Source organism: Erwinia sp. V90_4 (assembly GCF_029967685.1).
Classification (GTDB): domain Bacteria; phylum Pseudomonadota; class Gammaproteobacteria; order Enterobacterales; family Enterobacteriaceae; genus Erwinia; species Erwinia aphidicola.
Map to the genome: position 1 here is coordinate 192,305 of NZ_JASCAQ010000040.1, position 24,060 is coordinate 216,364.

The window sequence follows — 24,060 nt, forward strand, 5'->3', positions numbered from 1 at the left end:
GGCATATCGCCAGCGGCTGGCAGATATGCCGTCGTCAATGTTTACGCGCTGTGGCTACTCGGTGAGAATGGTCTGCACTTGCGCCGGGCCGGTGTTGTAGTAACCCCACGGGGCCGGGCCCCAGTAACCTCCGCGGTGGCGGCCGTTGCCAGGGCCATACCAGATCCACGGGTCGATAGGCTGCGGCGGCGTAACGATCTGCTGGCTCATATGCCAGCGCTGATAGCCGGTCACACTCACCACCACGAAGCTATACTGCGCCTCGCCAATCTTGCCTTTCTCAGTGCCCTTGATCGGCCCGACCACGGTGACCATCTGGTTATTGAAATCCACCGGATCGAGGAAACCGTTCACGTCAGCAAAGATACGGCCAATAGAGGCGCTGCCAAGAATTGGACGCGCCCCGTCATCAAGGCGCATGGCGGCAATCTCCAGCCGCGTCGTACCGTTGCGGTTGTCGACTTTGATGACTTTCCCGCCAAAGCGCGACTCCTGACCAACAAACAGTTCTGGCGCACTTAACACCCGCACCAGATCCTGCTGGGGCGTGGGCGAGGAGCCTTTAACTGAATCCGGCACGGTGACACAGCCGCTGAGCAACAGCGACACCAATAACAAACCACTTAACTGCCAGATACTCGGTTTACGCATTAAGATTCTCCCTGGTTTATGCTACTTCGACTGCATCCCATTTAAATAGTTGCCGACGGCTACTCGCGACCCGGTAATTTTTTCCACGCCACTTCATTACGCAGGTAAGTCGGCTCTGCGTGTTCAGAAGCCACGGTCTGCCCGGCGGCCAGCGCCTGCCCGGCCAGCGGCAACATATCTTCTGCGCGCGGTAGCGTCACATCAGTAACGGTTAAGCTCAGCGGGCTGTTTTCTGCCAGCTGCGGCCATGCCTGCCAGCCGGTGCCAACGCAGGCCCATTCACCACTTAGCTGCGCCATACGCGCCGCGGCGGCTTCCGGTTTCAGCACCGCTTCGCTCTGCTCACCGTGCCAGACGCCCTGCTCATCGCGCTGATATTCTGCCCAGTAAACTTCGCCCATGCGTGCATCAATCGCGGCCAGCACGCGGGAAGCCCCATGCAGACGCCATGCGCTCTGCGCCATGGTTTGCAAGGTGGAAACGCCAATCAGCGGCAGGCTGGCACCCAGCGATAATCCCTGAGCGATGCCAATGCCAATGCGCACGCCGGTAAAGCTGCCGGGGCCACGCCCGAATGCCAGCGCATCCAGTTCGCTTAATGCCACCCCGCCCTCGCGCAGGATCTGCTGCACCAGCGGCAGAATGCGTTGCGTATGTTCACGCGCGCAGAGTTCAAAGTGGGCTAACGTCTGACCGTGGTTCAGCAACGCAACCGAACAGGCTTCTGTCGCCGTATCAATAGCTAAAATTCGCGTGGACATCACAACCTCAGGGGGAGAAAAATTTTCGGCGCGCATCATAGCATACTGCCGCCGGATCCATTACTGCTTGTCGCTGGCTTAAGAAACGCCACGGCCTTGTCTAAATCTCGGGTACGCGGCGTCGGCGGCAAACTGTTAACGAAAACCGCGCCGTAGGGGCGCATCACCAGGCGGTTATCACAAATAACCAGCACGCCGCGATCGTCAACATCGCGGATCAGACGGCCTACCCCCTGTTTAAGGGTGATCACCGCATCCGGCAGCTGCACTTCATCAAACGGATCGCCGCCGCGCACCTTGCAGTCTTCCATACGCGCTTTTAGCAGCGGATCGTCCGGCGAGGTAAACGGCAGCTTGTCGATAATCACCAGCGACAGGGCATCACCGCGCACATCCACCCCTTCCCAGAAGCTGCTGGTTGCCACCAGCAGGGCATTACCCGCCGCGACAAACTGCTTAAGCAGCTGGCCTTTGCTGGTTTCGCCCTGCAGCAGCACGGGTAAGGTCAGCATGGCGCGAAACTCTTCCGCCAGCTCGCGCATCACCTTGTGCGAGGTACACAGGAAGAAGCAGCGCCCGTTGTTGGCTTCAATCAGTGGGCGCAGCATGCGTGCCAGCTGGCGCGTCCCGCCGGGTTGATTTGGTGAGGGCAGATTACGCGGCACGCACAGCAGCGCCTGGCTGGCGAAATCAAACGGACTGTTGAGGATCAGCGTCTCTGCCTGGCCGACGCCAAGGCGGTCGACAAAGTGGGTCATCTGCTCATTCACCGCCAGCGTTGCCGAGGTAAAGATCCAGCTGGCCGGACGCTCATCCATCACTTCACGGAAGCGATCGGAGACCGAGAGCGGCGTCAGCGCCAGCACAAAGTGGCGCGAGTTGCACTCATACCAGTAGCTGAAGCCCGGCTGCGAAACATCTTTCAGGCGCTTTAAACGCCCGCGGTAGAGCGCGGCGCGCTCAAAGGCGGCATCCAGCAGTGCAGAGCGCCCCAGCGAGAGTTTCGCCACGTCGTAACAGAGTTCCAGCGCATCATCGAGCAGCAGCAGCGCGCGCTGAATCTGCTGATTACTCAGTAAATCGCGCAGGTTGCCGCGAAAACCGGGGTCGCCCAGCGCGATGCGGAAATCTTGGGCGCACTGCGCCAGCCTGTCGGCGGATTTTTGCAGCTGCTGGACGTCACGGATCTCGGTACGGTAGGCAATATTGATGTCTTTCGCCAGGTCAAGCAGCTGGCGGCTGGAGAGCTGCTGACCAAAATACTGGCTGGCAATATCCGGCACCTGATGCGCTTCGTCGAAGATCATCACGTCAGCATCCGGGATCAGCTCCGCAAAGCCCCCCTCTTTCACCACCATATCGGCGAGAAACAGATGATGGTTGACCACCACCACATCGGCATCCATCGCTTTACGGCGGGCTTTAACCACGAAGCAATCTTTATACTGCGGGCAGTCGCTGCCAAGGCAGTTATCGTTGGTACTGGTGACCAGCGGCCAGATGGTGCTGTCTTCCGCCACGCCACCGCAGGTGCTGATATCGCCATCGACGGTTTCGTTTGACCAGCCGCGCAGGTGAACGAGATCGCTCATCGCCTGCACCGCCAGTTCACCACCGGCCATCGACTGCTGTTCCATGCGTTCCAGACACAGATAGTTGGAGCGCCCCTTCAGCAGGGCCACGCTGCCTTTGAACTTCAGCGCTTTGGCGACCGTCGGCAGGTCGCGGCTGTAAAGCTGGTCCTGCAGGGCTTTTGAACCGGTCGAGACGATCACTTTCTTCCCGGAACGCAGTGCCGGGGCAAGATAGGCATAGGTTTTACCGGTGCCGGTACCGGCCTCGACCACCAGTTCGCTCTTGCCCTCAATCGCCCGGGCCACGGCGGCGGCCATCTCCCGCTGTGGTTCACGCGGCCTGAAGCCGGGTATAGCCTGCGCCAGGGCGCCGTCTGCTGCAAAATCGTCTGCCACACATCCTCACTGCCGGAAAAAAACACCTGTAATTATGTCAGTATCCACCGGTCTGAGCCACCCTTAAGGTGACAAGCCGCCTGAATCTGTGCCAGTCTGTCTGCGTTTAAAAGTATCAGTAATAAAGGAATGCACATGACCATCGAACGTATTGACCCAGAGCACCGCATGTCGGAAGCGACAACTCACTAAAAATTCAGTTAGTTAACCCCATTCTGGCGCGCTCACACGTCCAGCAATGAGAAAACATGCAAAACCTTGTAAAGTGATTCAAACCTTTGCGTGTCCCAAATTCGCCCCATCAAATCGCCGGCCCGTTGAAATCGTAATGCTGCGTAATCGTCAGCACCACGGTGCCGATCACAATCACCTCGCTCAATGCCTCTCCTTCAATCGCATCACCATCGGGAGTTATGATCGCCCTGCCCATCGTCTTCCCGATCGCCACCTCTCCGAAAATCTCGTAGCAAATCTCCGAGCCGCCGCCCGGTGTCACTGAGCGGTCAATGACGTACTGCAGGCCGCCGAACTCAACGAGCGAAGTTGCAGATGGGTGCGGGATGAACAGGCGGTTCAGGCAGATGCCGTCTTCGATGTAGTCAACTGCTGGAGATGGAAAGCCCATCAGACCCCCCCATTGTTCGGATTGAACAGCAGGAAAGTCCGGCGCTCACCTTCCTCAGTCGACACGTCTTTGAATGTGCTCTGATAGTGCTCAATCCAGCGGTTAGCTTCAGCAAGCGACCATTCATAGTTGACCTGCGCCAGCGCTGCGACAAAGTCAGCCGTGTTCACTGTGCGCCGCCCGCTGGCAGCAATCTGTATGCTCGCCCGGAACGCCGCCGGGATGTCGTCTCTTCTTCCCATGATTACCTCGATACTGTTTGGATATACAGTATTATTTGATCATGTGGCGGGAATGATCAACTGGGTTAGTCGGGGAAAATTGTCAGGATGATGATTGGGAAGAGTAAAAACCAGCTGATGTGGGATTGGTCATGCCATCCGATCATGACATAATGAGAAAGTTTACGAAATCTTTACTAAATCCAATGGGAATTCTCTTGAAACATAGAAAGGACATTGATGCCCTGAGGGCAATTGCAGTGGTTGCAGTCGTTGCGTTCCACTTCAACTCTGAAATATTACCAGGTGGTTTTGCGGGCGTTGATGTGTTTTTTGCCATCTCCGGCTATCTGATGACATCCATTATAAGCAAGGGAATATCTAATCAAAACTTCAGCGTAATTTCATTCTATGCGTCTAGGTGTAGGAGAATTCTACCCGCATTATCTGTTTTGTGTATAAGTCTTGTAATATTTGGATGGTTCAGGCTTGCGCCACTAGACTATCTCCAACTGATAAAACACTCTTTATCTAGCATGCTTTTTATCTCTAACTTCATTTACTGGGGAGAGTCTGGGTATTTCGATCTTACCTCTCACGAAAAGTGGCTTCTCCATACATGGTCTTTGTCGGCAGAGTGGCAGTTTTATTTGGTTTACCCAATAGCTATGATTTTGCTCTCAAAATTAATAAAATCAAAGAATATCGGAATTTCACTTATTTTATTTGGTGCTTTATCTTTCTTCTTTGGGTTATATTCATCAATACACTGGCCGACTGCATCATACTTCTTGTTGCCGTCTAGGGCTTGGGAGATGGTTTTTGGTGGAATAGCTTTCTTTTTGCAGAATAAAATAAGAGCCCATGATTCAAAAAAATTACACTATCTAGGTTTGTTATTAATATTTACATCTGTATTCATAGTTAGTTCGGAGGATGTCTGGCCGGGATATATGGCATTGCTTCCTGTTATTGGTGCTGTTTGTTATCTTACTGCTAATCATGATGGATATATCACAAAACTTAAGCCTGTGATATTGATTGGGAGATGGTCATATTCTATTTATTTATGGCATTGGCCTGTGGTGGTTTACTGCTATCTAAACAAAATCGAAATGGGAATTATAGTTGGGTTGATTATATCAATCATATTTGGTTTTCTAAGCTATGAATTAGTAGAAAAACGCAGAAGCAACAATCTGTTATTCGTTCCAGTCTTCTCTTTAGTAATGTGCTTTGCCGTGTTCGCAAACGGTGGTTATGCATTTCAGATGCCAAGAGCGATTTACAATACCGCAATGATGGATCCAAGCAGTAAAGACTATGGTGATTTCACTTGGAAAAACATTAAAAAGATAAACACTGATTTTGATTCGTCGGATGATAATAGGAAGGTTCTTATTATTGGTGACTCGATGGCAGCGGATTTTGTAAACGTATTGTACTCCTCGGCTGTAATTAACAGCATGCAGTTAAGGTCTAGGCTTGTTCCTTCAGATTGTGCATCTTTCTTTTTGGATCAGTCTCAGAGGGATGAGTTGTACAAGGTTTCATGGGATATTAGAACTGGGAGGACGACTAAGGCTCTATGTGACAATGAGATTGAGGCGATCTATAGTGATGAGATTGTCAAGCAGGCTGATGTTATAATTGTCGCAATGAGTTGGAGAGAGTACGCACTACCATTCATTAGGGAATCAATTGACAACTTGAGGAAGGTATCAAGCGCTAAGATCGTCCTTATCGGAAATAAGAATTTTAGCGACAGACTACCCAGAATAATTTATAAGGCATATTATGAAAAAAAGGACGCGGAACGACTTGCGTTTGATTATTCAAATTTGCAGTTTAAAATTAGCGATCAGCTACGATTAATTTCCAATGAGTATAAATTAGTTCAATTCATTGATATAAAAGACAAGATCTGCAATCGTTCAGAAGGCGCCTGCACTGCTTTTTATGATAAGTTCCCAATTATTTATGATGACATGCACGCAACAAAAAAAGGGATTCAGTTTATCAAGGAAAAGATAGAGTCTGACATTTCTAAAATATAGAAAGAACGGGCCTCACCAGAGGCCCTGTTAATTTTAAATGACGCTAATCACTTCCCCAGAGATCATTGCAGTGATGCTCTGCCCGCCAGTAGGCTCCCCCTTAATAACTATCTGCATCCTTCCAGTATCTGAAAGCGCATACAAATCCGCCCCATCAGTAGCACTGTAGAAGGCATAGTTATTAACCGTTCTTGATGCTGCTGCTGTAGTGTCAGATATCGTGCTGCCAATCAATGAAGTTTGACCTACCCTCTCCAGTATTCCAGAAAGACCACTAGCCCTTCTTATTGAAGCGGAAATCTTATAGGTGTGTCCATCATACCCTCGAAGAGAGCTATCTTGTGAAAATCTCATGATTGCTGTTGCAGAAGATATGGCTTGAGTTGCATTCAAGCCAGTGAAGGAGAAGCTGGTAAATGATGAGTCGCTCAATGAATTGTTGTAGAATCTACTAACCTTTAATGATTTGAGGTAATAGGTGCCATTAACAATTATCGGCTGCTGCATTCTGGTATTTTGCTGAATATCAAGCTCAGGGAAGTTATAAAGATCAAGATTAACGTTTACAGTTCCCACAGCTCTATCCTTAACATTGATAGTTATTGGAAACGCTGTTTTATTTGAAACAATCCTTATGGATGAATTCCTGTCTATAGTTGAATCAATAGTAATTACAGGTGAAGATTCAGCAATGGAGTTACCATGTATCTCAAGTGACTCGACGAGCCCTGTTATGAAAAACCTAGATTCTTCCGTATAATTACCATGAATCTGTGTTCCTGCGCAGTTGTTTATTTGAACCTGACCAACCTCGATTGTTCCGGTAAGGGAGGTTCCGACCACCTGCATTGCCACTAATGCGCCACTTGTATGCGCGCTGACTAAAGGTTTATCCAGTGTTAATACGTTACCTGAAATTCCAATGATGTAAGGGGCTTCAAGGTTCGTCCCGCCCTGAATTTCAACAATGTCGTAGATACTAAAGCCAGAAGCTGAAGAGACATTTATTGTTGTGTCTCCAATTGCCGCAGCTGACGATAGCGTAGTACGGACACCGCCAATTGAGCATGCCACTTTGTTTGAGGCTCCGCCGATGTAACCATCTAACTTAATCGAGTTATAACGCGCCCTAACGCCGTTTGCTGTTACTGTAGCGCCGCTTGTTCTAGACTGCGTGTGCCCTTTCCAGTGCGAGACAAGTGAGCATATATCTACATTGGAAAGCCTGTGCCCCACGGACTTGTAGCTAATTTCTGAGTAATGCGCGGTACAGACACTACGTGATGCTGCGCTCGACCCGTTACCGTCAATGTTTCCGTCAAGCATGAACCCGCCAACTTCCTGGTAGAAGTGCAGTTTATCCCTGTTGCGATCGCGAGGGTCAATACCGAGATGGTGCATCGAGATGCCGGAGGTGGTAGATACAAGTGTGGTGCTGTCCCAGCCAGCCCCCCAGAAACGGAACGCCCGCTTATCAACATCCAGATTGAAAGAGCCAATTTGATACACACCAGCAGGGAATGAGAGGCTGCGAACGATAGCCTGTGCGCGTGCTACTCGGTTTCCTTCATCGACTGCTGCGACGTTCTGAACATCTGTCCCGCCAAAGTCAAAGGATGAATAGTTCATATCTGACTTGCAGATTAAGTTAGCGTATTTCCCCCCTGGCAAGGAAAGGCTGTATGTCGTTGTGTCTGCTGTTGATGAAATGATCCATTCCGACCTGCCTTTTACACCATACCGGTTTGCAAATGTAGCGACATGCAATCCGTCCGGGATACCTGAAAAGTTTTTAGACAAAAGCAGTGAGACACTTTCGATGATATAAAGCCGCTTGAGTAATGCATCAGATACAGTTGAGTCTAGCGGGTCGCCCACAAGAGATGAGCCTGAAGACGCAGCCAGTGTAACTTTCGTCTGCTTGGAATCCAGAGCGGCCTGCACGGTTGTAGCTGATCCAGTTTCATTACTTGCGCCAATCTGCGTAGCTCCAGTCTGGAGCCCAAGTTGGGCCAGCACGTCATCATTTAGCTGGATCCAGTTGGATAGGGTGCTAGCTGGCTCACCTGAAAGAACCAGGGAATAGCCGAGGTCATTGCGCTTGGCAATGTCACCTTCTTGTGCTGAAAGTGCCAGCATTTCAGCCTGGCTGTTTACAACAAACACTTCAGACAGTGCAACGGCAGGGATCATCGATACTGGGATTTTCCCTTCTGAATCCAGGATGACGAAATCAGAAATAGATTTGACTGATACGTCACCATTAGAATCAAAAAGAGGAACAGCCCCTGCCCTTTGTGAACTTTCTGGAAGTTCAGAAAGTTGCTCGCCAACAGGCACCCTCATTGTGCTTTCGATTGCAGAGGACGCTGCAGAACCTGCTTCTGCTGCTGATTGTGCAGCACTCGTTGCTGACTCACTGGCAGATATAGATAATTCGTTCACAACTGATTCAGCTGATACAGCAACTTGTGCCGAAGATGCTGCGGCAACTGCGGACGCGGCTGCTTGTGCTGCATAGTCGGGCGCGTTGTTTAATTTGTCCGCGCTCAGCTTTGCCTGCGCCGCTGCAATTTCAGCGATCGTGGCGTATTTTTTTGCATTATTAGTGTCAGAAATAGACATAATTAATTCCCAATGGCTGTAATCGATGCGTTCGTTAGTTCAGTGGCTGAAAACCTCCACCACCTCAATGTGTTTTTATTTGAATAATCGAATGTGAGTATTCCGGGGTTTACGCCAGATAAAGAAGCTCCGCCAGAGGTTACCCCAATGCAGTTATTAGGGAATGGTGTTGGGAAAGAAACGGTGCCAGTGGTACCATTAGTTGGCAAGGTTATTTGGAAAGTCTGAACAATAAATCCATTTGGCATTCTGAAGTATTTTTCACCAGATGTGAAAAATGACATATCTGGTATTTGTCCGGTTGAGTTTCCAACATCTCTCTGCGAAGCATCGCCCAGGTCTTTGTAAATATTTACACCATCCCCATAAATTTTCGCTGAGTACCCGGTTTTCACAGATACGCCTGAACCTGCTGCGGTTTTGCAGATTACGGAGAAGTTACCCGAGCACATGTTGACAATTGACCAGGTGCGGACCCATGCAGGAAGCACGATATTAATATTCGCCGTTAGGGTGCCGGTGAGTACAATTCTGTCTTTAGCAGCCTGGATAGATGATAGAACAACGCTGGATGAAGTAAGTCCACTCAAGGTCGTCGTGCCATATGCAATGCCCGGCACCCATCCAGTGCTTGCTCCCGTGGAGGATTCCGGATTAGCAGTGTTTGCCTCCAGCGTGTTGAGCCATGACCCGGAATAGTTGGATGCCTCTACAACGGCACCTTTTGGGTAGCCATTTATTGCAGTCGAGAAATCAGCGTTGAAGGGGTACGACATCCCGGCATCGTTCCACTGCTGCTTCAAGCTTACTGAATAAAGAATACCGTTCATATCTTTGCCAGACGGTGGTATGCCTCCGGCACTAAGAGGCTGCATTGTTACATCAGGAAAGCCCTTATCAAAAGTTGCTGTTCCTGAATTATCGGTGGATGTGCTGGAGTCTGTGGCGATCGCATTGCGCAGGCCATTTACGCCAAACGCCTTAGTGGTGCGTGACGGATTGTCTGAAGAATTCATTCTATACCTGCTGAACGATATTGACGGTGACCCCAACAGGGGCAGGGAGTGCGCCGGAACTTTGCACAATCGCAAGCTCAGCGTTTGATAATTGGAATTCGAACACGTAGCTCATCGTCATTCCGCCATCATTCCTGACATAGCAGCGGCCACTGTCACCAAACATGAACGTCAGTAGCTTGTTCATATTGGGGATCGTACAGTCAGATATGTTCGCTGCAGCTTTCATCATGATGAGCTTGCGGTACACGTCATTTGTCAGTGTTACGGTCGATGTGAGCAGTGCGCCAGAATAAAACGGCGCCTGGTTAAATGGCTGAGGGTCATCGACGAGAATTGGCTCAGACGACGCCTCGCCGAATCCGAAATAAATCTGATTTTCTGTCACCGTCAGCTGTCGGCTGACAACCACGATTTTCCCCCACACATCCAGCCCGTAAGTGTCGGCTGTTTCTATGTTCCAGATGACGTCATAGAAATCATCCAGGAAGCCGTCTATGCCGATTGCCTCATTGAATGAGTAGATGAGTGATTTCAGGTTCGGGCTGTCGGCATACTGCGTCAGGATTGTATCCGCGACGTTTATCATGCCAGTGTCACCGAAATGTTTGATGAGTCCAGCGTGGGCACTTCATCAATGCCGAACGATACTGAGGTGCCGTAGGTGGTTCCGTTGCGACTCAGCGTGATACTGAAGATATCGACGTTATCAGTGTCGACGGCCTGTACGCCTGAGTAATAACGCCCGGCGTAGATGGTCGAGCCAATCCTTGCCCGAGTGCCGCCGTCCTCGCCATTGAACGCGCTGAGGACGGCGGTCCTAACTCTGGTTTCGATGTCACCCGGCAGCGAGTTGTTGTTTGCCAGCTCAACCTTCACGTATACGCTGACTGCGACAGGCGTTTGCCATTTAATTTCGTACTCAGGGTAGGGTTGGACGTAATTGACCGTGTCTTGCACCGTGTAAGTGGTGTTGCCGTTCATATCGGGGCCGGGGTTCAGCTTCTGGAATATCGCGTTAGCAATATCAGAAGCGGCCCCGCCGTAGGCAGCGACATAGAGAGAGTGTGGGAGCAGCGTGTAATCCGAAGTGCCCTTTTCTACCGCTGTGCCGCTGTTGTTCTGTGTTACGTAGGCATCAGTTACACCCGGCACTGAAAGCACGTTGGCATAAATCGCGCCGAGCTGATTATTGGCATTCCCCGCAACCGACTGGCGGCGTCGATACTCAAAGTTTGCCCTGCTTTCCACGTCATTACCCAGCACGCCAGCAGCGGCATTGGTGATGCCAGACCAGCCCGTGATAGCCCGATAGATGCTGTTTAGCGCGCCGATTGGGCACGCGATCGGGCCTGTCGCCTGATTCTGGAATACAACATCAATACTACCGCTGGATGGGATAGTGGCGTCAGCCAGAGATGCGTAAATATATCCGCTGCTGTCGGTGGCAAGACTTCCCGCCGGAATAATTGTGCCGACAAGCCCGGTGCAGGTTGCTGTCACCGTTGTGCCGATAGCGGCGATTCGGTCGATAAAGTAAATCTGGCCTATGGCGTCCTGCATGCGTCCTTCCGCATAGTCAGGGTTAATCTGATTAACCAGCCACGCCAGCGCATCGTTTTTGTCGCCGATGATTGCCGTGTCGCTCATTGCAATCTGGCCTTGCGGAGTAGTGAGGCTTTTGCTCATCCCTCCACCCATCGCCGTATCCAGATCCGTCAGGCGTCCATTCAGGATATCAATCTCATCCGGTACGGCGATGCCTATGTCTGAAAGGGTGACGGAGGGGACGGCTGTGGTTACTGTTACGTCAGACATTGATACCTCAGAATTGAATGTTTGATGTAATGTTGTTCGTATCTGTCAGGGTCATAACACCAGATGCAGCACGGGATACCTTCCCTACTGTCACGGTGCAAAACGCTGACTGGACGTAAGGAAGTTTTTTGGCTTCGGTTGCCATCTTCGTTGCGATCAGCTGAGTGCCGGGCCACTTGCCGAGGATTCTCTCGTAGTACGGAATGCCCAGCCTGGTGTCGTACCAGCACTCGCCGAGGAATGTCGAGCAGGCGCATGCGGCGTCTTGTGCAACTGCGTAAGGGTTTGAGGTAATGCCGATATTCCCTGAGTCGTCGAGCGAGATGTCCCACTTTTCGACGTTGAGCAGAAAGCTTTTTGTGAGCATGTAAACTCCGGGCAATAAAAAACCCGCCGGGGCGGGTTATGGATTTGGCTGGCTGGTATTTGAGCTTCCTGACTCCACGCCGCCATGGGTGTGAGTGCTGAGGTTAACTCCATTCCCTGTGACCTCTCCGGTGGCGGTGATGCTGCCGCCGAATGTGGCGTTGCCGGAGTAGCTTCCAGATCCCTGCGTGAGTTGCCCATTAGCCTCAATCACCGGAGAATTCAGGGATATTTTTGTATCGGCGTTAACCTCAACAATCGGCGCCGTCATCGTGACGGTGAGCGGGGAGACAATATCAATGCCGTCATTAGCAAACTTCACGTACTGCACCGGGTCGCCGTTGAGCGCACCACCGAGATATATCGCATCAGAGTAGCTGTGCGTGCGGTTAGAGCCGGGCAAAGCAGGTTCCCGAGTCTGCTTCACTGCGCTGATATCACGATCGCAGATTGCGATCAGGCCAATATCTCCAATCACTGGCGGCATGATCACCGCGCTGGCGCCTCGCTGCAGCCTCCACACCGGAACGCCGTGGATTGGCTGATTTGGTATGCGGTCGCCGCCCCCGGTGAAGCCATCCACCATCGGCGTCACGGACACCACCTCTCCCGCCTCATCGACTTTCGTCACCACGGCAAGGGTAATGAATGCATGGCCCATCAGAAACTGCCGCATGAGATGCTTTTGCGCGTTGGAGTCGGTCGAAGTGTCTTCTGGCCTTGTCGTATAGAGGGTCATTACTGCCTCACTGTTAACTGGCCTATAGAGGCGTAAACGATGGTTGCCCACGGCCCGCCCTCTGTCCATGAAGACAGGTGGTGTGTGGCTGACTGTATCGTGTAAATCCCGCTGCCATTGGGTAGTGAGGTTTCCAGCTGTATCTTCCTGCCGCGCAGAATCAGGTCACTGTAAACGCACTGGAATGTTATCCCGGTGCGGGTGAATATCGGATATCCGAGCAGCCCGGTTGCTGGCGAAATTAGCGGGATAGTGTCATCAACGTTTCCACTCTGCGGCCAGATGTAGATGGCCCCGAGACGAAAGTCGATGTTAATTCCGGCCAGTTCCGCTACCTGGTGAATCTGAGAAATCGGGTCGCCAGTGAAGTAAGGGTTTTCAACCTTCGCGCTAACGCCGCTATTCACGACCGTGTAGCCTATCCCTGCCGCAATTGACTGGATAATCTCTGCCACGCTCGCCACACCTTCCCGGCTGAATGGGGGTGCGGTTATCGACTGGTCGAATCCTGTTGAGAACGCACTTATGATTAGTGGGGCATCAGGCATCTGATTCAGGTCAGCAAAACAGCTGGTGATTGAGCCGACAAAAATTGGCTTGTCGTCAGCCCACACTTTCATCAGGTTCTGCTTTGAACCGTTGTACTGAATGCCCTTGTAGCTCAGGGCGGCCATGTTGTTCAGGCTTAGACCAAATATTCTGGCCTCCATGTTGGTGCCTGCAATACCACCATAAGCGCCTATCTCGACTTCTGCTTTGTTGTTAGCAATAGTAAGAGTGCTATTACCCTGGTCATCGAAAGCGCCTTCTTTCAAGGTGAATTGAAATTTCAGGGTGCGCTTTTTGTACGTCATTGCGCTACCTCTTCTGCGGTGAGATAGAATAGCTTGAAGCGGGTGCCAAGCTCGTCATAAGACGGGTCCAGAGAGCCTTTTGTGTCTGCGAACACCAGATCGCCGCTGAATTTCAGGTGTGGGTAGCGGACAATTTTATTCCCGTTCAGGCAGAGAATGCCCTGAGCTATCCAGGTGTTGTTCACGCCGATATCCATAAACATGCCAGTCGAGCGCTGTACGATGCGCAGCGTGGTTGCCTGCCCGTTCAGCGTTACGTTTACTTCCTGCGCTTTGAGTGGTTTCAGTGAGATGTTCTGCATCAGGTGATACTCGCTGCGAATTCTTTTACCGTGGCTGACAAGTTATTAATCGCCGACGTGGCTGCGCCATTAACCGCGCTGGTAACACCGGATGTAGCGTTGCCCACCGAGGTGCTGACGGATGTCGCCACGGAAGTTGCCGCGCTGGATACTGAGCTTTTCAGTCCGGAAAGTGCGCCTTTTACATCGTCCAGTGTCGAATTTGACGCGGTGGAATTGGCTTTCTCTGTCACCACGCTGGCTGCCTTGCTGGTGCCGTTCTGCGTGGTATCACTGTTAGCTGTTGCGTTTGTCAGTGTCACTTCAGCCTCCTGCAAGACCGCCTGAAAAATTGCCTCAACAACCAGCAGCGTGACATCGCGATCTGACGTCCGGTAGTTGTAACGGACAAGGTCGTAATCTTCGTAAGTGGTGTCTGGCGTCTCGATGTCATACACCTGAGCATCGGATACCATTGCGTCAAGAGCCGCCAGCATGTCCGTGCGACTTGTCAGTGTGAAGTTGGTCAGGTTAGGGATGCTACCGCTGAACCCAGTCCATCCTTCCAGCGTGAAAAGCACTCGGATAACCGGGGGACGCTTCACTTTGTTGAAAGAGTTATAAGAGCCGTTTTCAATCGGCGCGGATACGATCGCAGCGTCAACACCATACTCAATGCCAAGGAATGATGTGGGTGACAGTGCTGCCGCGCCGGACTTGAGATAAATTCCATAGCCCGGCGACAGCACGCTGTTGATGATTGAGAAGATATTTCCGCTACCCAGAGCACTGAGTAGCGTTGTTTCATTGAGAGAAAAGGCCATGATTACCCCTGCCCTGACATTGAAGGCGTCACCAGCCTGTTTCGCTGCACGTTTCGCATGACATCCGTCCCAAGTGCCTGCAAATTGCTGGCAGTGCTTTGGACATTCATCTCACCGATGTGAATCTGCGGACCGCTTGATGCAGAGGCTGCGCCGCCTCGCATTGCTGCCGCGCCTGAGCCAAGCTGAATGCCGCCCATGATGTCTGATGCGCTTACGTAACCTTTCCCATTTTCATGGTCTACGATACCTTTCATCAGTCGGGCTATGGTCCCGGTGTCGCCTGAATCGATGGCCTCATTAGCACCTTTCCCTGTCGCCTTCATCAGGGCGCTGATATACGCGCCGACATTGTTGTTGTCGCCAGCGGGTGCGTACTTGTTTACGATGCCCGAAAGGGTGTTGGTACCGCGCTTCATGTAAAGCTGCAACTGGCGGTAAAGCGCTGCCGCGCCCTCCTGCATTGAGCCGAAGACAGCAAAGCGTCCGTTCTCGCCCGGCTCTTTTGTGGCGCCAGCCTGGTTAGCAAAGTTGAGGTTGCCCGGATTATTATTGCGAACACCGCGAGGCAGCGACTTGTATCCATCGCCACGGGGAAGCTCTATCCCTGTATTCTCAGCAACCCAGTCGTGGAATTTCTTGCCCAACTCGGTTGTGGTGTCGGTGCCAGTGCCGTTATTGAGGAAGTTTGTCACCGGGTTATCTTTCAGCCAGGCGTATTTCTTCTCCATTTCGGCGGCATATTTCTGCAACTCGACAAGCCCGGCAATCAGGCTGATGCGTGATATGGCAAGCAGCGAAGCTTTAACGACACCGAGTGCGCCGGTAATACCAATCAGCCACTTACCGCCCATAAACACCAGTAGAGCGGTAAGAACGTTTTCCCAGCCGCCAAAGGCATCAACCACGCCGTTGACCTTGTCGGTAATGCTGACGAAGGTCTTCTCAATCTCCGGGCCGTGCGTGGCGATCCAGTTTCCGAACTTCTCAATCAGCGGTATGAGCTTTTCGACATAAGGGATGAGCGCCTCGTAAAGCACTTGGGATGCACCAGAAAGTCGCTGCTTCATCTCCTCAAGTCTTCGATTTAACTCCTTCGCTTTACTGGTAAGCTCATCAGTGGCCCGAGAGGAGCGAGAAAAGCTATCAGCATCACGTACCAGAGAGCCATCAGCCAGGCCCTGCTGTGTTGCATTGTCAAAGCCGAACATGCCACCAAATCGGCGCTGTGCGTCTTTGCTCAGCTTGCCCCAGTTCTGCGCGATTTTGCGCATGATGGCTTCTGAGTTGTCATTCTGGTAGTCGAAGTTTGCTCCGGTAGCGCCACCGAACGAGGCTAGCGCTCCGAAGAGTGGATCATCCTGCCCGCCACCCGTCCTGATTTGCGTCAGCACATTCTGGAATGCACCCAAGGTTCCAGCCATCTTCTGAGCGCTGGAGCCAGCTGCTAAAGCAGCACGCTCCCAGCCATCCAGAGACTTAGCAGAGATATCCAGCGCACGGGACTCAATCCCCAGCCTCATCAGGTCGGAGGTCATGCTGGTGATAAAGGTTTTGATGCCCTGCGCGGAAAGAGTGACGCCGACAAGCGCCAGCAACTCAGTGCGGATAGAGCCAAAGAAGGAGGCCGCCCGCTTACCGGACGCCTCCATTTCCTTAGCAGTCTGGTCCGCATCCTTGCGCGTGTTTTTCAGTCCTTCGCCAACTTCCTGCTGACCCTTTTTGAAACCAGAGGAATCAAGGCCCAGAGTGACGACAAGCGCATCAATGATTGTTCCTGCCATCAGAAGCTCTCCTGGGCGCGGTTAATGACCATCTGGTTGTAATTGTCCACGGTGTTGACTTCCAGCAGGCGCCAAAGGTCTTCTACCCCATAAACCGTATCCAGCTCATGGAGTGTCGCAAGCTTTGAGGAGACGATAGTGGCGATGGTGCGAGGGATGTTCTCGTAGTTCACCAGGCCAGCAATATCGCTCCCCAGCGTTGGCGGGATGTCTAACCTGCGACGGCTGTGAAAAAATCAACGTGCAGCTTGAAAACTTCGCCGCGCAGCTTGAGGCGAGTCATCACCTCTTCGGTGTCGTCGTCGATAAGCGGGCGCTTAACCGCCGGGTTAGACGGTTCCGGCACAGCGGTGACGCACTTCATCAGCTCATCCAGCAGCGGCTTTGCGTCTTCCGGCGGGATTTTGGCAACCATCTCCAGACCCACCTTCGCCATACCCGCCATGCCCATGTCGGAGAAGTTATCCGGCAACGCAACGCCGTTTTTCGCCATTGCCAGCCCGGCGCGGATAGCCCACCACTCCGCAGCAGAGGCTGCCATTTCTTTGATGAAAAACACCTTGCCCTTGTCGCGGCCTTCCGACTCAACGGTGTAATAAAGATCTTTACGTGCCATGGTATTCCTTATGCGATGTAGTCTTCTGGGGTCACTGACTCCCAGTTGATCTGGAAGGTCATAGCCTGCAGGACACGCTGAGCATCCGGCATGGCCTTAACGCGCTGCAGCACACCATTGGTCAGCGTGAACTTCTTACCAATCGCTGGCAGGATGATTGTCGCGTTGCAGCGGAAAACAGCCTTGGACGTCAGCGAGGTCAGTTGCCACGTTTCAAAAATCTGGCGTGAAGGGCTATCCGGCATGATGGTGATCGTCTGCAGGTACTCGCCAAACACAAAGCCGGCTGACAGTTTGCCGTCGGCGCCACGAACAGACTGCGCCATTTCAGTGTCACCCAGAGCAAACATCGCATCCGCGGCATAACCTTCGAGCGTCTGCGCGCTGGGGAACAGATTGGTAACGGTCAGCGCAAAGATGGAATCGGCACTGGTAATCGTGTTGTTAGCCATTTATTGCCCCTATTGAACCATGATGGATGGCAGAGTGATTTTCTGTACGCTGCCACCGTCGCAGTACCAAAGCCCCATGCTCGGGCTTGTACGCTCCTGTCGCTGAGTTGGCGTGGCATCTGCAATGGACAGGTAATAGCCCTTGGCAATTAGTGATGCTGAGACATCAGTGCCGACCGCGTTCTGAATTTCAGAAATCTGAGAGCTAGAGAGCGTTACGCCAGTACGGATGCCGCCGAAGGTAATGCCTTGATTCAGTGTGTCAGCGAAAGAGGCTTCGATGATCGCCTTGCCGCGCGCGTTGTACGGAATGCTGCGATTAGACTGGAACAGATCGACCGCATCCTGCATCAGGTTGGCATTGAGCCAAATCTGGAAGCAGAATGAATCCACCCATTTGAAGTCGCCAGTAACCGTTCCGTCTGCCCAGTAGCGGGTATCGTAGTTGTTCGCGGTATAGGCGCCGTAGAAGTTGTAGCCGTTGGCAATCAGGGCATCGTAAGCGCTGGATGACGTCACAGTAGGCAACAGGCCGGACAGCGAGCGGAATTTCAGCGTTACACGGCCTTCCTGACGGTCGAAATCGAGCGAAGCAGCATATCCGAGTACGGCAGCAGCATGGCTCTGGTCGCCATAAACCGGGATGACATTTGAGTAGTCATTGGTGACGATGATTTTATAAGCCAGCGTCGCCGTCGAACCCTGAACCATCGCAGAATCGTCCAGCGTGAATGGTACGTAACCGAAGCGATAATTCTGCCCGTTAACCCACGCCGAGAACGCGAGCGCCTGGCTTTCTGATGGAGTGAACGATGTGGTAAAGATCGCCCAGTTTTGTGAGCCATCCAGCACAGCCTGCATTGCATCAGTTACCACAGCGGCACCTGCACCCTGTGAAGTCACTGCCCCGGTAGCTGCGGTAAGCTTCAGACCTTCGGAGAGCGTGCCCGTGGCGTAGCCCATAGTGCTTGTCGCGCCATCAGTCGCCGAGGTGATAATGAAAGCTTTCTGAGTGGTATCAAAATCGACAGTAACGCTGGATCCGATACCCGTCTCAATCAGGTCAGCGGCCTGTGCAAAACTGGTCGCAGAACTGAGATTGATGCTCGCTGATGTTACTGAAGTGCCATCTACAGTGATGGTTAGCACGCCGCTCAGCAACTTCAGCTGGTCAATAGTCACAGCAGCCATCGAACCCGAACGCAGCCACGCAGATGCATCTTCAGTGTTGAAGCGAGCAAACAGCAGGGCGCCCGGTGTCTTGCTGGAGTTATCGTAGCCCTGAAAATAAATCTCTGACATGCTGAATTCGTTGGATGCGCTGCCGAAATACTTCGACACGTCATCCTTGCTTGTGAAGGTAAGGACGCCACCGACTGGCGCATAAGCACTATCGGTAAGAATCAGGCCATTCAGGTCCAGTGCAGAGCCGCCCGCAGGCAGTACGCCGGGGTTAATCTGCACGTCTTTACGCAATGGGATTGCCATTTATGCACTCTCCGGAGGGTATTTTAAATCTGCGGCGATAATGCCGAGGTTGATGCTGTCGTAGAAATCCTGCCGGGTGGTTACGGTTGGATTGAATTGCCCGATGAAATCCAGCGTCCAGCGGTCTTCATATTGCTGCTCGCCATTTATCATTGCGGTTTGCTTCGGGTCAGAGCAGTAAAGCGGGGTCAGTACCGGGCCGTTTTCACGGAACCAGTCGCAGGCATAATCAGAGCGAGCTAGTGTGCCGATGATTGATGCGAATTCAGAGGCCCGCTCACCGTAACAGTCAATCTGGCACGGCCACTGAGTGCTGCGCTGCGTTAACTGCTTTCCATCGCCGTATGTGCCGTTGTCGTCGTACTGAACGCGGTTGGTGGATAGTCCAATCTGACCCAGCGGAGTGAAGATAACGAAGTTGTCAGCGTCTGGCATTGATGTGCGGTTTTGCTGCCCAAGTTCCACCGTTTCTGTGTCGAGAATGGACAATAAAAAACCGCGCAAGGCGGTTGTCAGATCATCCTGGATAATGCTCACGGTTGCCGTCATGTTGACCTCTGCAAGTTAACAATAACGCGGCACCAATCCGGCCAGAGCTCAGGCACCTTCACTACCAGCCACTTCTGGCCATCGACAACAAGAATATCCCCACCCTTTTGCTCGGGCCGGTTCACGCCGTTAAAGTTGCCATTCAGATAGGCCGACTTCAGAATTCCCTGCATGTTCACAGAGTCAATCTGTCTCAGGTCTGTGCTGGATAGCTCCTGAAATTGCACCTCCACATCAACACTGCTGTATGACGGCACTTTCTTGCCGCTTGGTGCGGTTGTGTATCCGGTACTCACCTGAAAGATACCCGGCGCGTTCGGGTTAACCCGCTTAGTCATCTGATTGGCTATGCCGCGAAGATTCATCAGGTCACCTCATAGTTAACATCGCCAATCATCACCCTGGTGTCGACGATCGGTTTGTTAGACTGATTTGGCATTACCTTGCGGGTACGGCGCCGTTTTAGCGTGGCAGGTGAAAGCGCTGGCTCCACCAGGGTTGCAATAGATTCCTGAATATCACCTTTAATCTGCGCCCCCACTACCTCAAGCACAGTTTTTGCATCCAGACCGGACGCCATACCGCGCTCAATGGACTTCTTCCACTCTTCCTGCTTTTCGGCGATAGCATTTCGAAAAAAGGGGCGTGGCGGCTGATTATTTGCAGGGTCGCCATACTCATTACGAGCGGCAACCATCGCAACTCTGGTCCCATCAGGGTAGGTTGAGCCACCAAGGAAACCCGCACGCACCTCGGAGGCATTTAACTTTTCCAGCACCCCCTCAAGGTATTTCTCCAGCCCGTCAGCCATAGACGCTCCCCGGATAATAGGTTGCCATGCGGTAAACCTTCGTAGCCTGCCAGAAGCTCAGGCCGTAAGGGCTTTGCGTATACCATGCATACCTGAACTCAAGCGGGCCGAGGTCGGATGAAACCGACACGCTGCCTTCAGAGGCTGAAGCAATGCGCCCGACCATGCCGGTGCCGCCATTTCCCTTGTTGTCGCCGTATCTCACATACGCCAAATGAGCCATGAGCATGTAGAGCAAACGCTCTCGCTTTATGGCGTCATCAATCAGTGAGAAGTCGGTGTTATTCAGGTAGTCGGTAGCCTGGTCGAACAGGAAGGGGAGCATTGCATCGGTGATATTTGAGAGCTCAGGATACATGTCGCGGAAGCTGGTTATATTCAGCGTCACGACGGCCATGATTTACTCCTCTTTCATCTCTTCCACTCCGGCATCGGCAGCACTAGCCTGCTCAAGCCCGGTTTTCTGCTTAGTGCGTTCAAGCGCCGCATCTTCAGCAGACTTGCGATCGCTTACGGCAAAAACGATGCCGTTTCGAATCATCGGGCTGGCCCTGTGCGCCTTTTCAAACTCTTCCCACACTTCAGCAGGGACGCCATCAGTGATGCCGAATCCGTTAATCAGCGCTGAGTCATTGGCGCCTTTCAGAGCAACCTGCGAAGCACCATGACCGATGCGAAGGCCGTTAGGCAGCTTGCAGCCGACGACATAAACCGAAGGGGTAGTTACTACTGCTGCCGATTCGTTCGTTGCCACTTCCTGCTCCTGATTAAGCTGCTCTGCTTCCAGCTGGTCTTGGGTTTTATCTTTAGCCATTTCGATCTCCAGAATCACAATGGGGCCAACATCGGCCCCGAGAAATCAGACGCCCAGCATCTGAGCGAACAGGAATGGCTGCGTGATTACCGCGCCGTAAGTGGTGCCGGAGTGTTTCTGCTTCCAGCTTGAAGTCATGGTGATGACCGGGTGAGCACGCAGTTTTTCACTGTATGCGCAGTACCCGACATCCTGACCCTGTGCGGTACGCACAAACATCTGCACCAGCTCACCTGCATCAGTGCTGTATTGCGGAGCCACTTCGATGGTGATGTTGGTGAAGGTGTCTTTGACCATCTTCTCAACAGAGTTGCCGAACACCTCGTTAGACTTTTTGAACCACACCGATGCTTTAGGCGACATTGCCAGAACCAGCGGGGAAGCCATGTCAACACCATCACCGACTGCACCATTGGTGCGGGTGATCAGGTCTTCGTACAGCGCCAGGATGTCGTTGTAGATATCGATAACCTGTTTGGCAGACCACAGGGTTGCCCCGCCTACCGTCGCTGGGGTCAGCGGGGAAGGCAGTGAAGGATCGTTCAGGATGCCGTAGTTAAGCAGGCCATTGACGCCGTAGAAGTAGAACTTATTCTGCGCCTGGTTCATTGTCCACATCGCCGCGCGCTGTTTCTCTGCAACGTATGGCAGCATCGCCAGCCCATAGCGCTCCTGCTCCAGCTCACCATAGGTGACCATGGTCTGATAGCGGTATACCTGACGATTCTCCCAGCGGGAAGTGACCTGGTTAGCGCCCTGCTCGCTGTAGTCGTCATACGCCACCACATCACCAGAAGGCTCAACGCGCTGAACCATCATTGTATCTTGCGCCCAAGATCCTTTTTTCTTCTCGCCCAAAATATCGACCGCTTTCTGCTTGGCGAAGATGGTGCGCACGATTTCAGGGTCGATGAAGGTTGAGACGATCGCAGGGATACCACCGTTTGCTGCCAGGCTTGGCTGCGGGTCGGCGTCCATTGCAAACTTGGTTACTGAAGGCGGCAGGTAAACGCCTCGGGATTCAGCTTCCGCTTTAAAGGCCGCGAAATCAGCCTGAGTCAGTTGAGGCATTATGCTTTGCTCCAGGTAGAAATGATGATCAGATTGCCGGTGGTTGCAGGAGAGGAGACGTACCAGTCAGTCTCTACAGCGCCCGAAATGGTCGCGCCTGCCGCACCAGTCTTCAGGGTGCCGTCAGCCAGCACAGCAAATACTTTCTGGCCTACGGTCGCGTCGGTAGCTGCCAGAGCCCAGTAGTCACCGCCAACGATAGGAGATGCCTCGCGGCCAGCCGGGATTGTCATGCTTGAGTTTTGCAGGTAGCCGATAGTGGCGTTGGCGTTGTTGTAGATAAAGCCAACAGGCTTGCCTGTGCCGGTGTTGTTCAGCAGCAGCGGATTGGTTCCGTCGCGCCATGCAAATCGTGCCATAACCAGGCCGCTGGCTCCTGCCTGGAAAGCACCTGGTCCACCTGCAGCGGCGATGATTGGGCTGTTTGATGCAGGCTGACCCGCCTGACCAACGCCAGAATAAATGTTAACGCTCGTCTGGAAAGCCATTGTTATTTGCCCTCAAAGAAGTTTTTAACGTTTTCGCGTGAAGAGTGGTTGATTGGTGCAGAGTCCTGCGCCATCGCCGGGGTGCGGGCATAGGCTTTAAATACAGAACCAAGTGCGGCGGCCGGGATAGATGCGTGGTCATCACAGCCTAGTTGCTTCAGAGCGGTGCGATACACTTCCTCCGCGCTGTCACAGGCCAACTCGCCAACGACCGGGCGAACATCACGCTCAGCCTTGCGAAGCTCAATGAATCGCTGCTCAACGGCTTGAGTTGCTGACCTGATCGCAGAGTCCATAGCAAACTTGCTGTCGTTCGCCATTTTCTCTTTCTTGTCTTTGTCTGACTCTTCTTCATCGTCAGCAGATTTTTTGTCTTTCTTTTCGTCGTCGTCTTCGTCTTTGGCAAGGTCTTTATCGTCCTTGTCAGAGTCTTTGGCGACTTTTTCGTCTTTGTCTTCATCTTTGATGATGGCTTCGACTTTCTTTTCCATCTCTTCAGGGTTGGCGTCGTTAGCCAGATGAGGCTTAAAAAGCGCCATCAGTTTTTGGATTTTTGACATCAGTTTGAGTCCTGTAGGTAGTGAGTCATATACAAATACATCCGGTCCAGCCCGGCCACTTGGCACGATTGCCACATGATTACAAACGATGTCACGCATGACGCCATCGTAAGCCTCTCCCTCGAACTCGCCCGGCGCCATATCTGGCCGATAGCGATAAGAGGATGAAATTTCGCGCTGCTGCTTGTTCTCAACGCCGATGATGGAATTAACATCCCATATGACCATTGAGTTTTTCAGGTAGGTACCGTCAAACTCCGCACTCTCCCCTGTAGAGCCGATAATGGCGTCCTTGGGCGGGTCGGTAATTGTGACGGCGATATGCGTGTTCAGTAGCGGCTTTTTGTTGAAGGTGTTGACGGCTTTGGCGAGCTCTGTCGGGTCGCGCAGAAGTCGATAGGCCTTTTCAGGCTCAAGCCCCAAATCCTCCCATCCGGGGATTTCCTTGCCGTAATAGACGCAGATGTTTGCCTTGCTGACCGGAGTGAGCGCTACGTGAAGCATTCCATCCTGGTCATAGGTGCGAACACTGGCCCGATCAAAGGCAAACTTCACATCTTTCATGTTCATTCCTGCTTTCAGGCAATAAAAAAGGGCCACCGAAGTGACCCTGATGATG

Annotated in this window: 28 protein-coding genes; 1 reads left to right on the forward strand and 27 read right to left on the reverse strand. The window is 52.3% G+C overall.

The annotated features are described in order from the left end of the window. Positions 1–54 precede the first annotated feature (54 nt). From QLG07_RS07500 to QLG07_RS07520, 5 genes are all read right to left on the reverse strand, one after another. Positions 55–651, reverse strand: coding sequence for a Slp family lipoprotein (locus QLG07_RS07500; RefSeq protein WP_282468892.1), 597 nt, complete (start codon positions 649–651; stop codon positions 55–57). Between the two features lie 59 nt (positions 652–710). Beyond that, a complete protein-coding gene (tsaB, locus tag QLG07_RS07505; protein WP_282468893.1) occupies positions 711–1,412 on the reverse strand; it encodes a tRNA (adenosine(37)-N6)-threonylcarbamoyltransferase complex dimerization subunit type 1 TsaB in 702 nt (233 codons plus the stop codon). A gap of 35 nt (positions 1,413–1,447) precedes the next feature. Then, positions 1,448–3,382, reverse strand: a complete 1,935-nt coding sequence (locus QLG07_RS07510) for an ATP-dependent DNA helicase (protein ID WP_048915878.1) — start codon at positions 3,380–3,382, stop codon at positions 1,448–1,450. A gap of 301 nt (positions 3,383–3,683) precedes the next feature. Then, entirely contained in the window at positions 3,684–4,007 is a 324-nt protein-coding gene (locus QLG07_RS07515) for a hypothetical protein (RefSeq protein ID WP_282468894.1), read from the reverse strand. After that, positions 4,007–4,249, reverse strand: a complete 243-nt coding sequence (locus QLG07_RS07520) for a DNA polymerase V (RefSeq protein WP_282468895.1) — start codon at positions 4,247–4,249, stop codon at positions 4,007–4,009. The genes QLG07_RS07515 and QLG07_RS07520 overlap by 1 nt, the downstream gene beginning before the upstream one ends. Before the next feature lie 197 nt (positions 4,250–4,446). Here QLG07_RS07520 and QLG07_RS07525 point away from each other — a divergent pair, with 197 nt between their 5' ends. Continuing rightward, positions 4,447–6,285 carry an acyltransferase family protein gene (locus QLG07_RS07525; protein ID WP_282468896.1) on the forward strand — a complete coding sequence of 613 codons (1,839 nt, stop codon included), beginning with the start codon at positions 4,447–4,449 and terminating at the stop codon, positions 6,283–6,285. Positions 6,286–6,318: 33 nt separating this feature from the next. Here the strand turns inward: QLG07_RS07525 and QLG07_RS07530 are convergent, their stop codons facing one another. The 22 genes from QLG07_RS07530 to QLG07_RS07635 form a co-directional block, all read right to left on the reverse strand. Beyond that, positions 6,319–8,910 carry a hypothetical protein gene (locus tag QLG07_RS07530; RefSeq protein ID WP_282468897.1) on the reverse strand — a complete coding sequence of 864 codons (2,592 nt, stop codon included), beginning with the start codon at positions 8,908–8,910 and terminating at the stop codon, positions 6,319–6,321. Between the two features lie 2 nt (positions 8,911–8,912). Then, complete coding sequence (locus QLG07_RS07535) at positions 8,913–9,926, reverse strand: hypothetical protein (protein WP_282468898.1); 1,014 nt, start codon at positions 9,924–9,926, stop codon at positions 8,913–8,915. Position 9,927: 1 nt separating this feature from the next. Beyond that, a complete protein-coding gene (locus QLG07_RS07540; protein ID WP_282468899.1) occupies positions 9,928–10,515 on the reverse strand; it encodes a DUF2612 domain-containing protein in 588 nt (195 codons plus the stop codon). After that, positions 10,512–11,744 carry a baseplate J/gp47 family protein gene (locus QLG07_RS07545; protein WP_282468900.1) on the reverse strand — a complete coding sequence of 411 codons (1,233 nt, stop codon included), beginning with the start codon at positions 11,742–11,744 and terminating at the stop codon, positions 10,512–10,514. The genes QLG07_RS07540 and QLG07_RS07545 overlap by 4 nt, the downstream gene beginning before the upstream one ends. 7 nt (positions 11,745–11,751) lie before the next feature. Further along, complete coding sequence (locus tag QLG07_RS07550) at positions 11,752–12,111, reverse strand: hypothetical protein (RefSeq protein WP_282468901.1); 360 nt, start codon at positions 12,109–12,111, stop codon at positions 11,752–11,754. A gap of 36 nt (positions 12,112–12,147) precedes the next feature. Continuing rightward, positions 12,148–12,849: a Gp138 family membrane-puncturing spike protein gene (locus QLG07_RS07555; protein ID WP_282468902.1), complete on the reverse strand. Its 702-nt coding sequence runs from the start codon at positions 12,847–12,849 to the stop codon at positions 12,148–12,150. Continuing rightward, on the reverse strand, positions 12,849–13,703 hold the full coding sequence (locus QLG07_RS07560) for a hypothetical protein (protein WP_282468903.1): 855 nt from the start codon (positions 13,701–13,703) through the stop codon (positions 12,849–12,851). Before QLG07_RS07560 ends, QLG07_RS07555 begins: the two co-directional genes overlap by 1 nt. Then, positions 13,700–14,005, reverse strand: a complete 306-nt coding sequence (locus tag QLG07_RS07565) for a hypothetical protein (protein WP_282468904.1) — start codon at positions 14,003–14,005, stop codon at positions 13,700–13,702. The genes QLG07_RS07560 and QLG07_RS07565 overlap by 4 nt, the downstream gene beginning before the upstream one ends. Beyond that, positions 14,005–14,808, reverse strand: coding sequence for a hypothetical protein (locus tag QLG07_RS07570; RefSeq protein WP_282468905.1), 804 nt, complete (start codon positions 14,806–14,808; stop codon positions 14,005–14,007). The genes QLG07_RS07565 and QLG07_RS07570 overlap by 1 nt, the downstream gene beginning before the upstream one ends. 2 nt (positions 14,809–14,810) lie before the next feature. After that, positions 14,811–16,592: a hypothetical protein gene (locus QLG07_RS07575; RefSeq protein ID WP_282468906.1), complete on the reverse strand. Its 1,782-nt coding sequence runs from the start codon at positions 16,590–16,592 to the stop codon at positions 14,811–14,813. After that, a complete protein-coding gene (locus tag QLG07_RS07580) occupies positions 16,592–16,768 on the reverse strand; it encodes a transglycosylase (protein WP_282468938.1) in 177 nt (58 codons plus the stop codon). The genes QLG07_RS07575 and QLG07_RS07580 overlap by 1 nt, the downstream gene beginning before the upstream one ends. A 35-nt stretch (positions 16,769–16,803) precedes the next feature. Further along, on the reverse strand, positions 16,804–17,208 hold the full coding sequence (locus tag QLG07_RS07585; protein ID WP_282468907.1) for a hypothetical protein: 405 nt from the start codon (positions 17,206–17,208) through the stop codon (positions 16,804–16,806). An 8-nt stretch (positions 17,209–17,216) separates the two neighbouring features. Beyond that, on the reverse strand, positions 17,217–17,660 hold the full coding sequence (locus tag QLG07_RS07590) for a hypothetical protein (RefSeq protein WP_282468908.1): 444 nt from the start codon (positions 17,658–17,660) through the stop codon (positions 17,217–17,219). 9 nt (positions 17,661–17,669) lie between these two features. Continuing rightward, on the reverse strand, positions 17,670–19,148 hold the full coding sequence (locus QLG07_RS07595; RefSeq protein ID WP_282468909.1) for a DUF3383 domain-containing protein: 1,479 nt from the start codon (positions 19,146–19,148) through the stop codon (positions 17,670–17,672). Further along, entirely contained in the window at positions 19,149–19,697 is a 549-nt protein-coding gene (locus tag QLG07_RS07600; protein ID WP_282468910.1) for a hypothetical protein, read from the reverse strand. Further along, complete coding sequence (locus tag QLG07_RS07605) at positions 19,694–20,062, reverse strand: hypothetical protein (RefSeq protein ID WP_282468911.1); 369 nt, start codon at positions 20,060–20,062, stop codon at positions 19,694–19,696. The genes QLG07_RS07600 and QLG07_RS07605 overlap by 4 nt, the downstream gene beginning before the upstream one ends. Further along, entirely contained in the window at positions 20,062–20,508 is a 447-nt protein-coding gene (locus tag QLG07_RS07610; protein WP_282468912.1) for a hypothetical protein, read from the reverse strand. Before QLG07_RS07610 ends, QLG07_RS07605 begins: the two co-directional genes overlap by 1 nt. After that, positions 20,501–20,905: a DUF4054 domain-containing protein gene (locus tag QLG07_RS07615; protein ID WP_282468913.1), complete on the reverse strand. Its 405-nt coding sequence runs from the start codon at positions 20,903–20,905 to the stop codon at positions 20,501–20,503. Before QLG07_RS07615 ends, QLG07_RS07610 begins: the two co-directional genes overlap by 8 nt. A 3-nt stretch (positions 20,906–20,908) precedes the next feature. Next, positions 20,909–21,322, reverse strand: coding sequence for a hypothetical protein (locus tag QLG07_RS07620; RefSeq protein WP_048918214.1), 414 nt, complete (start codon positions 21,320–21,322; stop codon positions 20,909–20,911). A 45-nt stretch (positions 21,323–21,367) separates the two neighbouring features. After that, positions 21,368–22,393, reverse strand: a complete 1,026-nt coding sequence (locus tag QLG07_RS07625) for a hypothetical protein (protein WP_282468914.1) — start codon at positions 22,391–22,393, stop codon at positions 21,368–21,370. Further along, positions 22,393–22,752 carry a hypothetical protein gene (locus QLG07_RS07630; protein ID WP_282468915.1) on the reverse strand — a complete coding sequence of 120 codons (360 nt, stop codon included), beginning with the start codon at positions 22,750–22,752 and terminating at the stop codon, positions 22,393–22,395. The genes QLG07_RS07625 and QLG07_RS07630 overlap by 1 nt, the downstream gene beginning before the upstream one ends. A 131-nt stretch (positions 22,753–22,883) precedes the next feature. Continuing rightward, positions 22,884–24,005, reverse strand: a complete 1,122-nt coding sequence (locus QLG07_RS07635) for a DUF2213 domain-containing protein (protein WP_282468916.1) — start codon at positions 24,003–24,005, stop codon at positions 22,884–22,886. Positions 24,006–24,060: the final 55 nt, after the last annotated feature.

Coding starts and splice junctions, on each gene's coding strand:
- QLG07_RS07500 (WP_282468892.1), bottom strand. CDS start 651: ATGCGTAAACCGAGTATCTGGCAGTTAAGTGGTTTGTTATTGGTGTCG.
- tsaB (WP_282468893.1), bottom strand. CDS start 1,412: ATGTCCACGCGAATTTTAGCTATTGATACGGCGACAGAAGCCTGTTCG.
- QLG07_RS07515 (WP_282468894.1), bottom strand. CDS start 4,007: ATGGGCTTTCCATCTCCAGCAGTTGACTACATCGAAGACGGCATCTGC.
- QLG07_RS07520 (WP_282468895.1), bottom strand. CDS start 4,249: ATGGGAAGAAGAGACGACATCCCGGCGGCGTTCCGGGCGAGCATACAG.
- QLG07_RS07530 (WP_282468897.1), bottom strand. CDS start 8,910: ATGTCTATTTCTGACACTAATAATGCAAAAAAATACGCCACGATCGCT.
- QLG07_RS07535 (WP_282468898.1), bottom strand. CDS start 9,926: ATGAATTCTTCAGACAATCCGTCACGCACCACTAAGGCGTTTGGCGTA.
- QLG07_RS07540 (WP_282468899.1), bottom strand. CDS start 10,515: ATGATAAACGTCGCGGATACAATCCTGACGCAGTATGCCGACAGCCCG.
- QLG07_RS07545 (WP_282468900.1), bottom strand. CDS start 11,744: ATGTCTGACGTAACAGTAACCACAGCCGTCCCCTCCGTCACCCTTTCA.
- QLG07_RS07550 (WP_282468901.1), bottom strand. CDS start 12,111: ATGCTCACAAAAAGCTTTCTGCTCAACGTCGAAAAGTGGGACATCTCG.
- QLG07_RS07555 (WP_282468902.1), bottom strand. CDS start 12,849: ATGACCCTCTATACGACAAGGCCAGAAGACACTTCGACCGACTCCAAC.
- QLG07_RS07560 (WP_282468903.1), bottom strand. CDS start 13,703: ATGACGTACAAAAAGCGCACCCTGAAATTTCAATTCACCTTGAAAGAA.
- QLG07_RS07565 (WP_282468904.1), bottom strand. CDS start 14,005: ATGCAGAACATCTCACTGAAACCACTCAAAGCGCAGGAAGTAAACGTA.
- QLG07_RS07570 (WP_282468905.1), bottom strand. CDS start 14,808: ATGGCCTTTTCTCTCAATGAAACAACGCTACTCAGTGCTCTGGGTAGC.
- QLG07_RS07575 (WP_282468906.1), bottom strand. CDS start 16,592: ATGGCAGGAACAATCATTGATGCGCTTGTCGTCACTCTGGGCCTTGAT.
- QLG07_RS07585 (WP_282468907.1), bottom strand. CDS start 17,208: ATGGCACGTAAAGATCTTTATTACACCGTTGAGTCGGAAGGCCGCGAC.
- QLG07_RS07590 (WP_282468908.1), bottom strand. CDS start 17,660: ATGGCTAACAACACGATTACCAGTGCCGATTCCATCTTTGCGCTGACC.
- QLG07_RS07595 (WP_282468909.1), bottom strand. CDS start 19,148: ATGGCAATCCCATTGCGTAAAGACGTGCAGATTAACCCCGGCGTACTG.
- QLG07_RS07600 (WP_282468910.1), bottom strand. CDS start 19,697: ATGACGGCAACCGTGAGCATTATCCAGGATGATCTGACAACCGCCTTG.
- QLG07_RS07605 (WP_282468911.1), bottom strand. CDS start 20,062: ATGAATCTTCGCGGCATAGCCAATCAGATGACTAAGCGGGTTAACCCG.
- QLG07_RS07610 (WP_282468912.1), bottom strand. CDS start 20,508: ATGGCTGACGGGCTGGAGAAATACCTTGAGGGGGTGCTGGAAAAGTTA.
- QLG07_RS07615 (WP_282468913.1), bottom strand. CDS start 20,905: ATGGCCGTCGTGACGCTGAATATAACCAGCTTCCGCGACATGTATCCT.
- QLG07_RS07620 (WP_048918214.1), bottom strand. CDS start 21,322: ATGGCTAAAGATAAAACCCAAGACCAGCTGGAAGCAGAGCAGCTTAAT.
- QLG07_RS07625 (WP_282468914.1), bottom strand. CDS start 22,393: ATGCCTCAACTGACTCAGGCTGATTTCGCGGCCTTTAAAGCGGAAGCT.
- QLG07_RS07630 (WP_282468915.1), bottom strand. CDS start 22,752: ATGGCACGATTTGCATGGCGCGACGGAACCAATCCGCTGCTGCTGAAC.
- QLG07_RS07635 (WP_282468916.1), bottom strand. CDS start 24,005: ATGAAAGATGTGAAGTTTGCCTTTGATCGGGCCAGTGTTCGCACCTAT.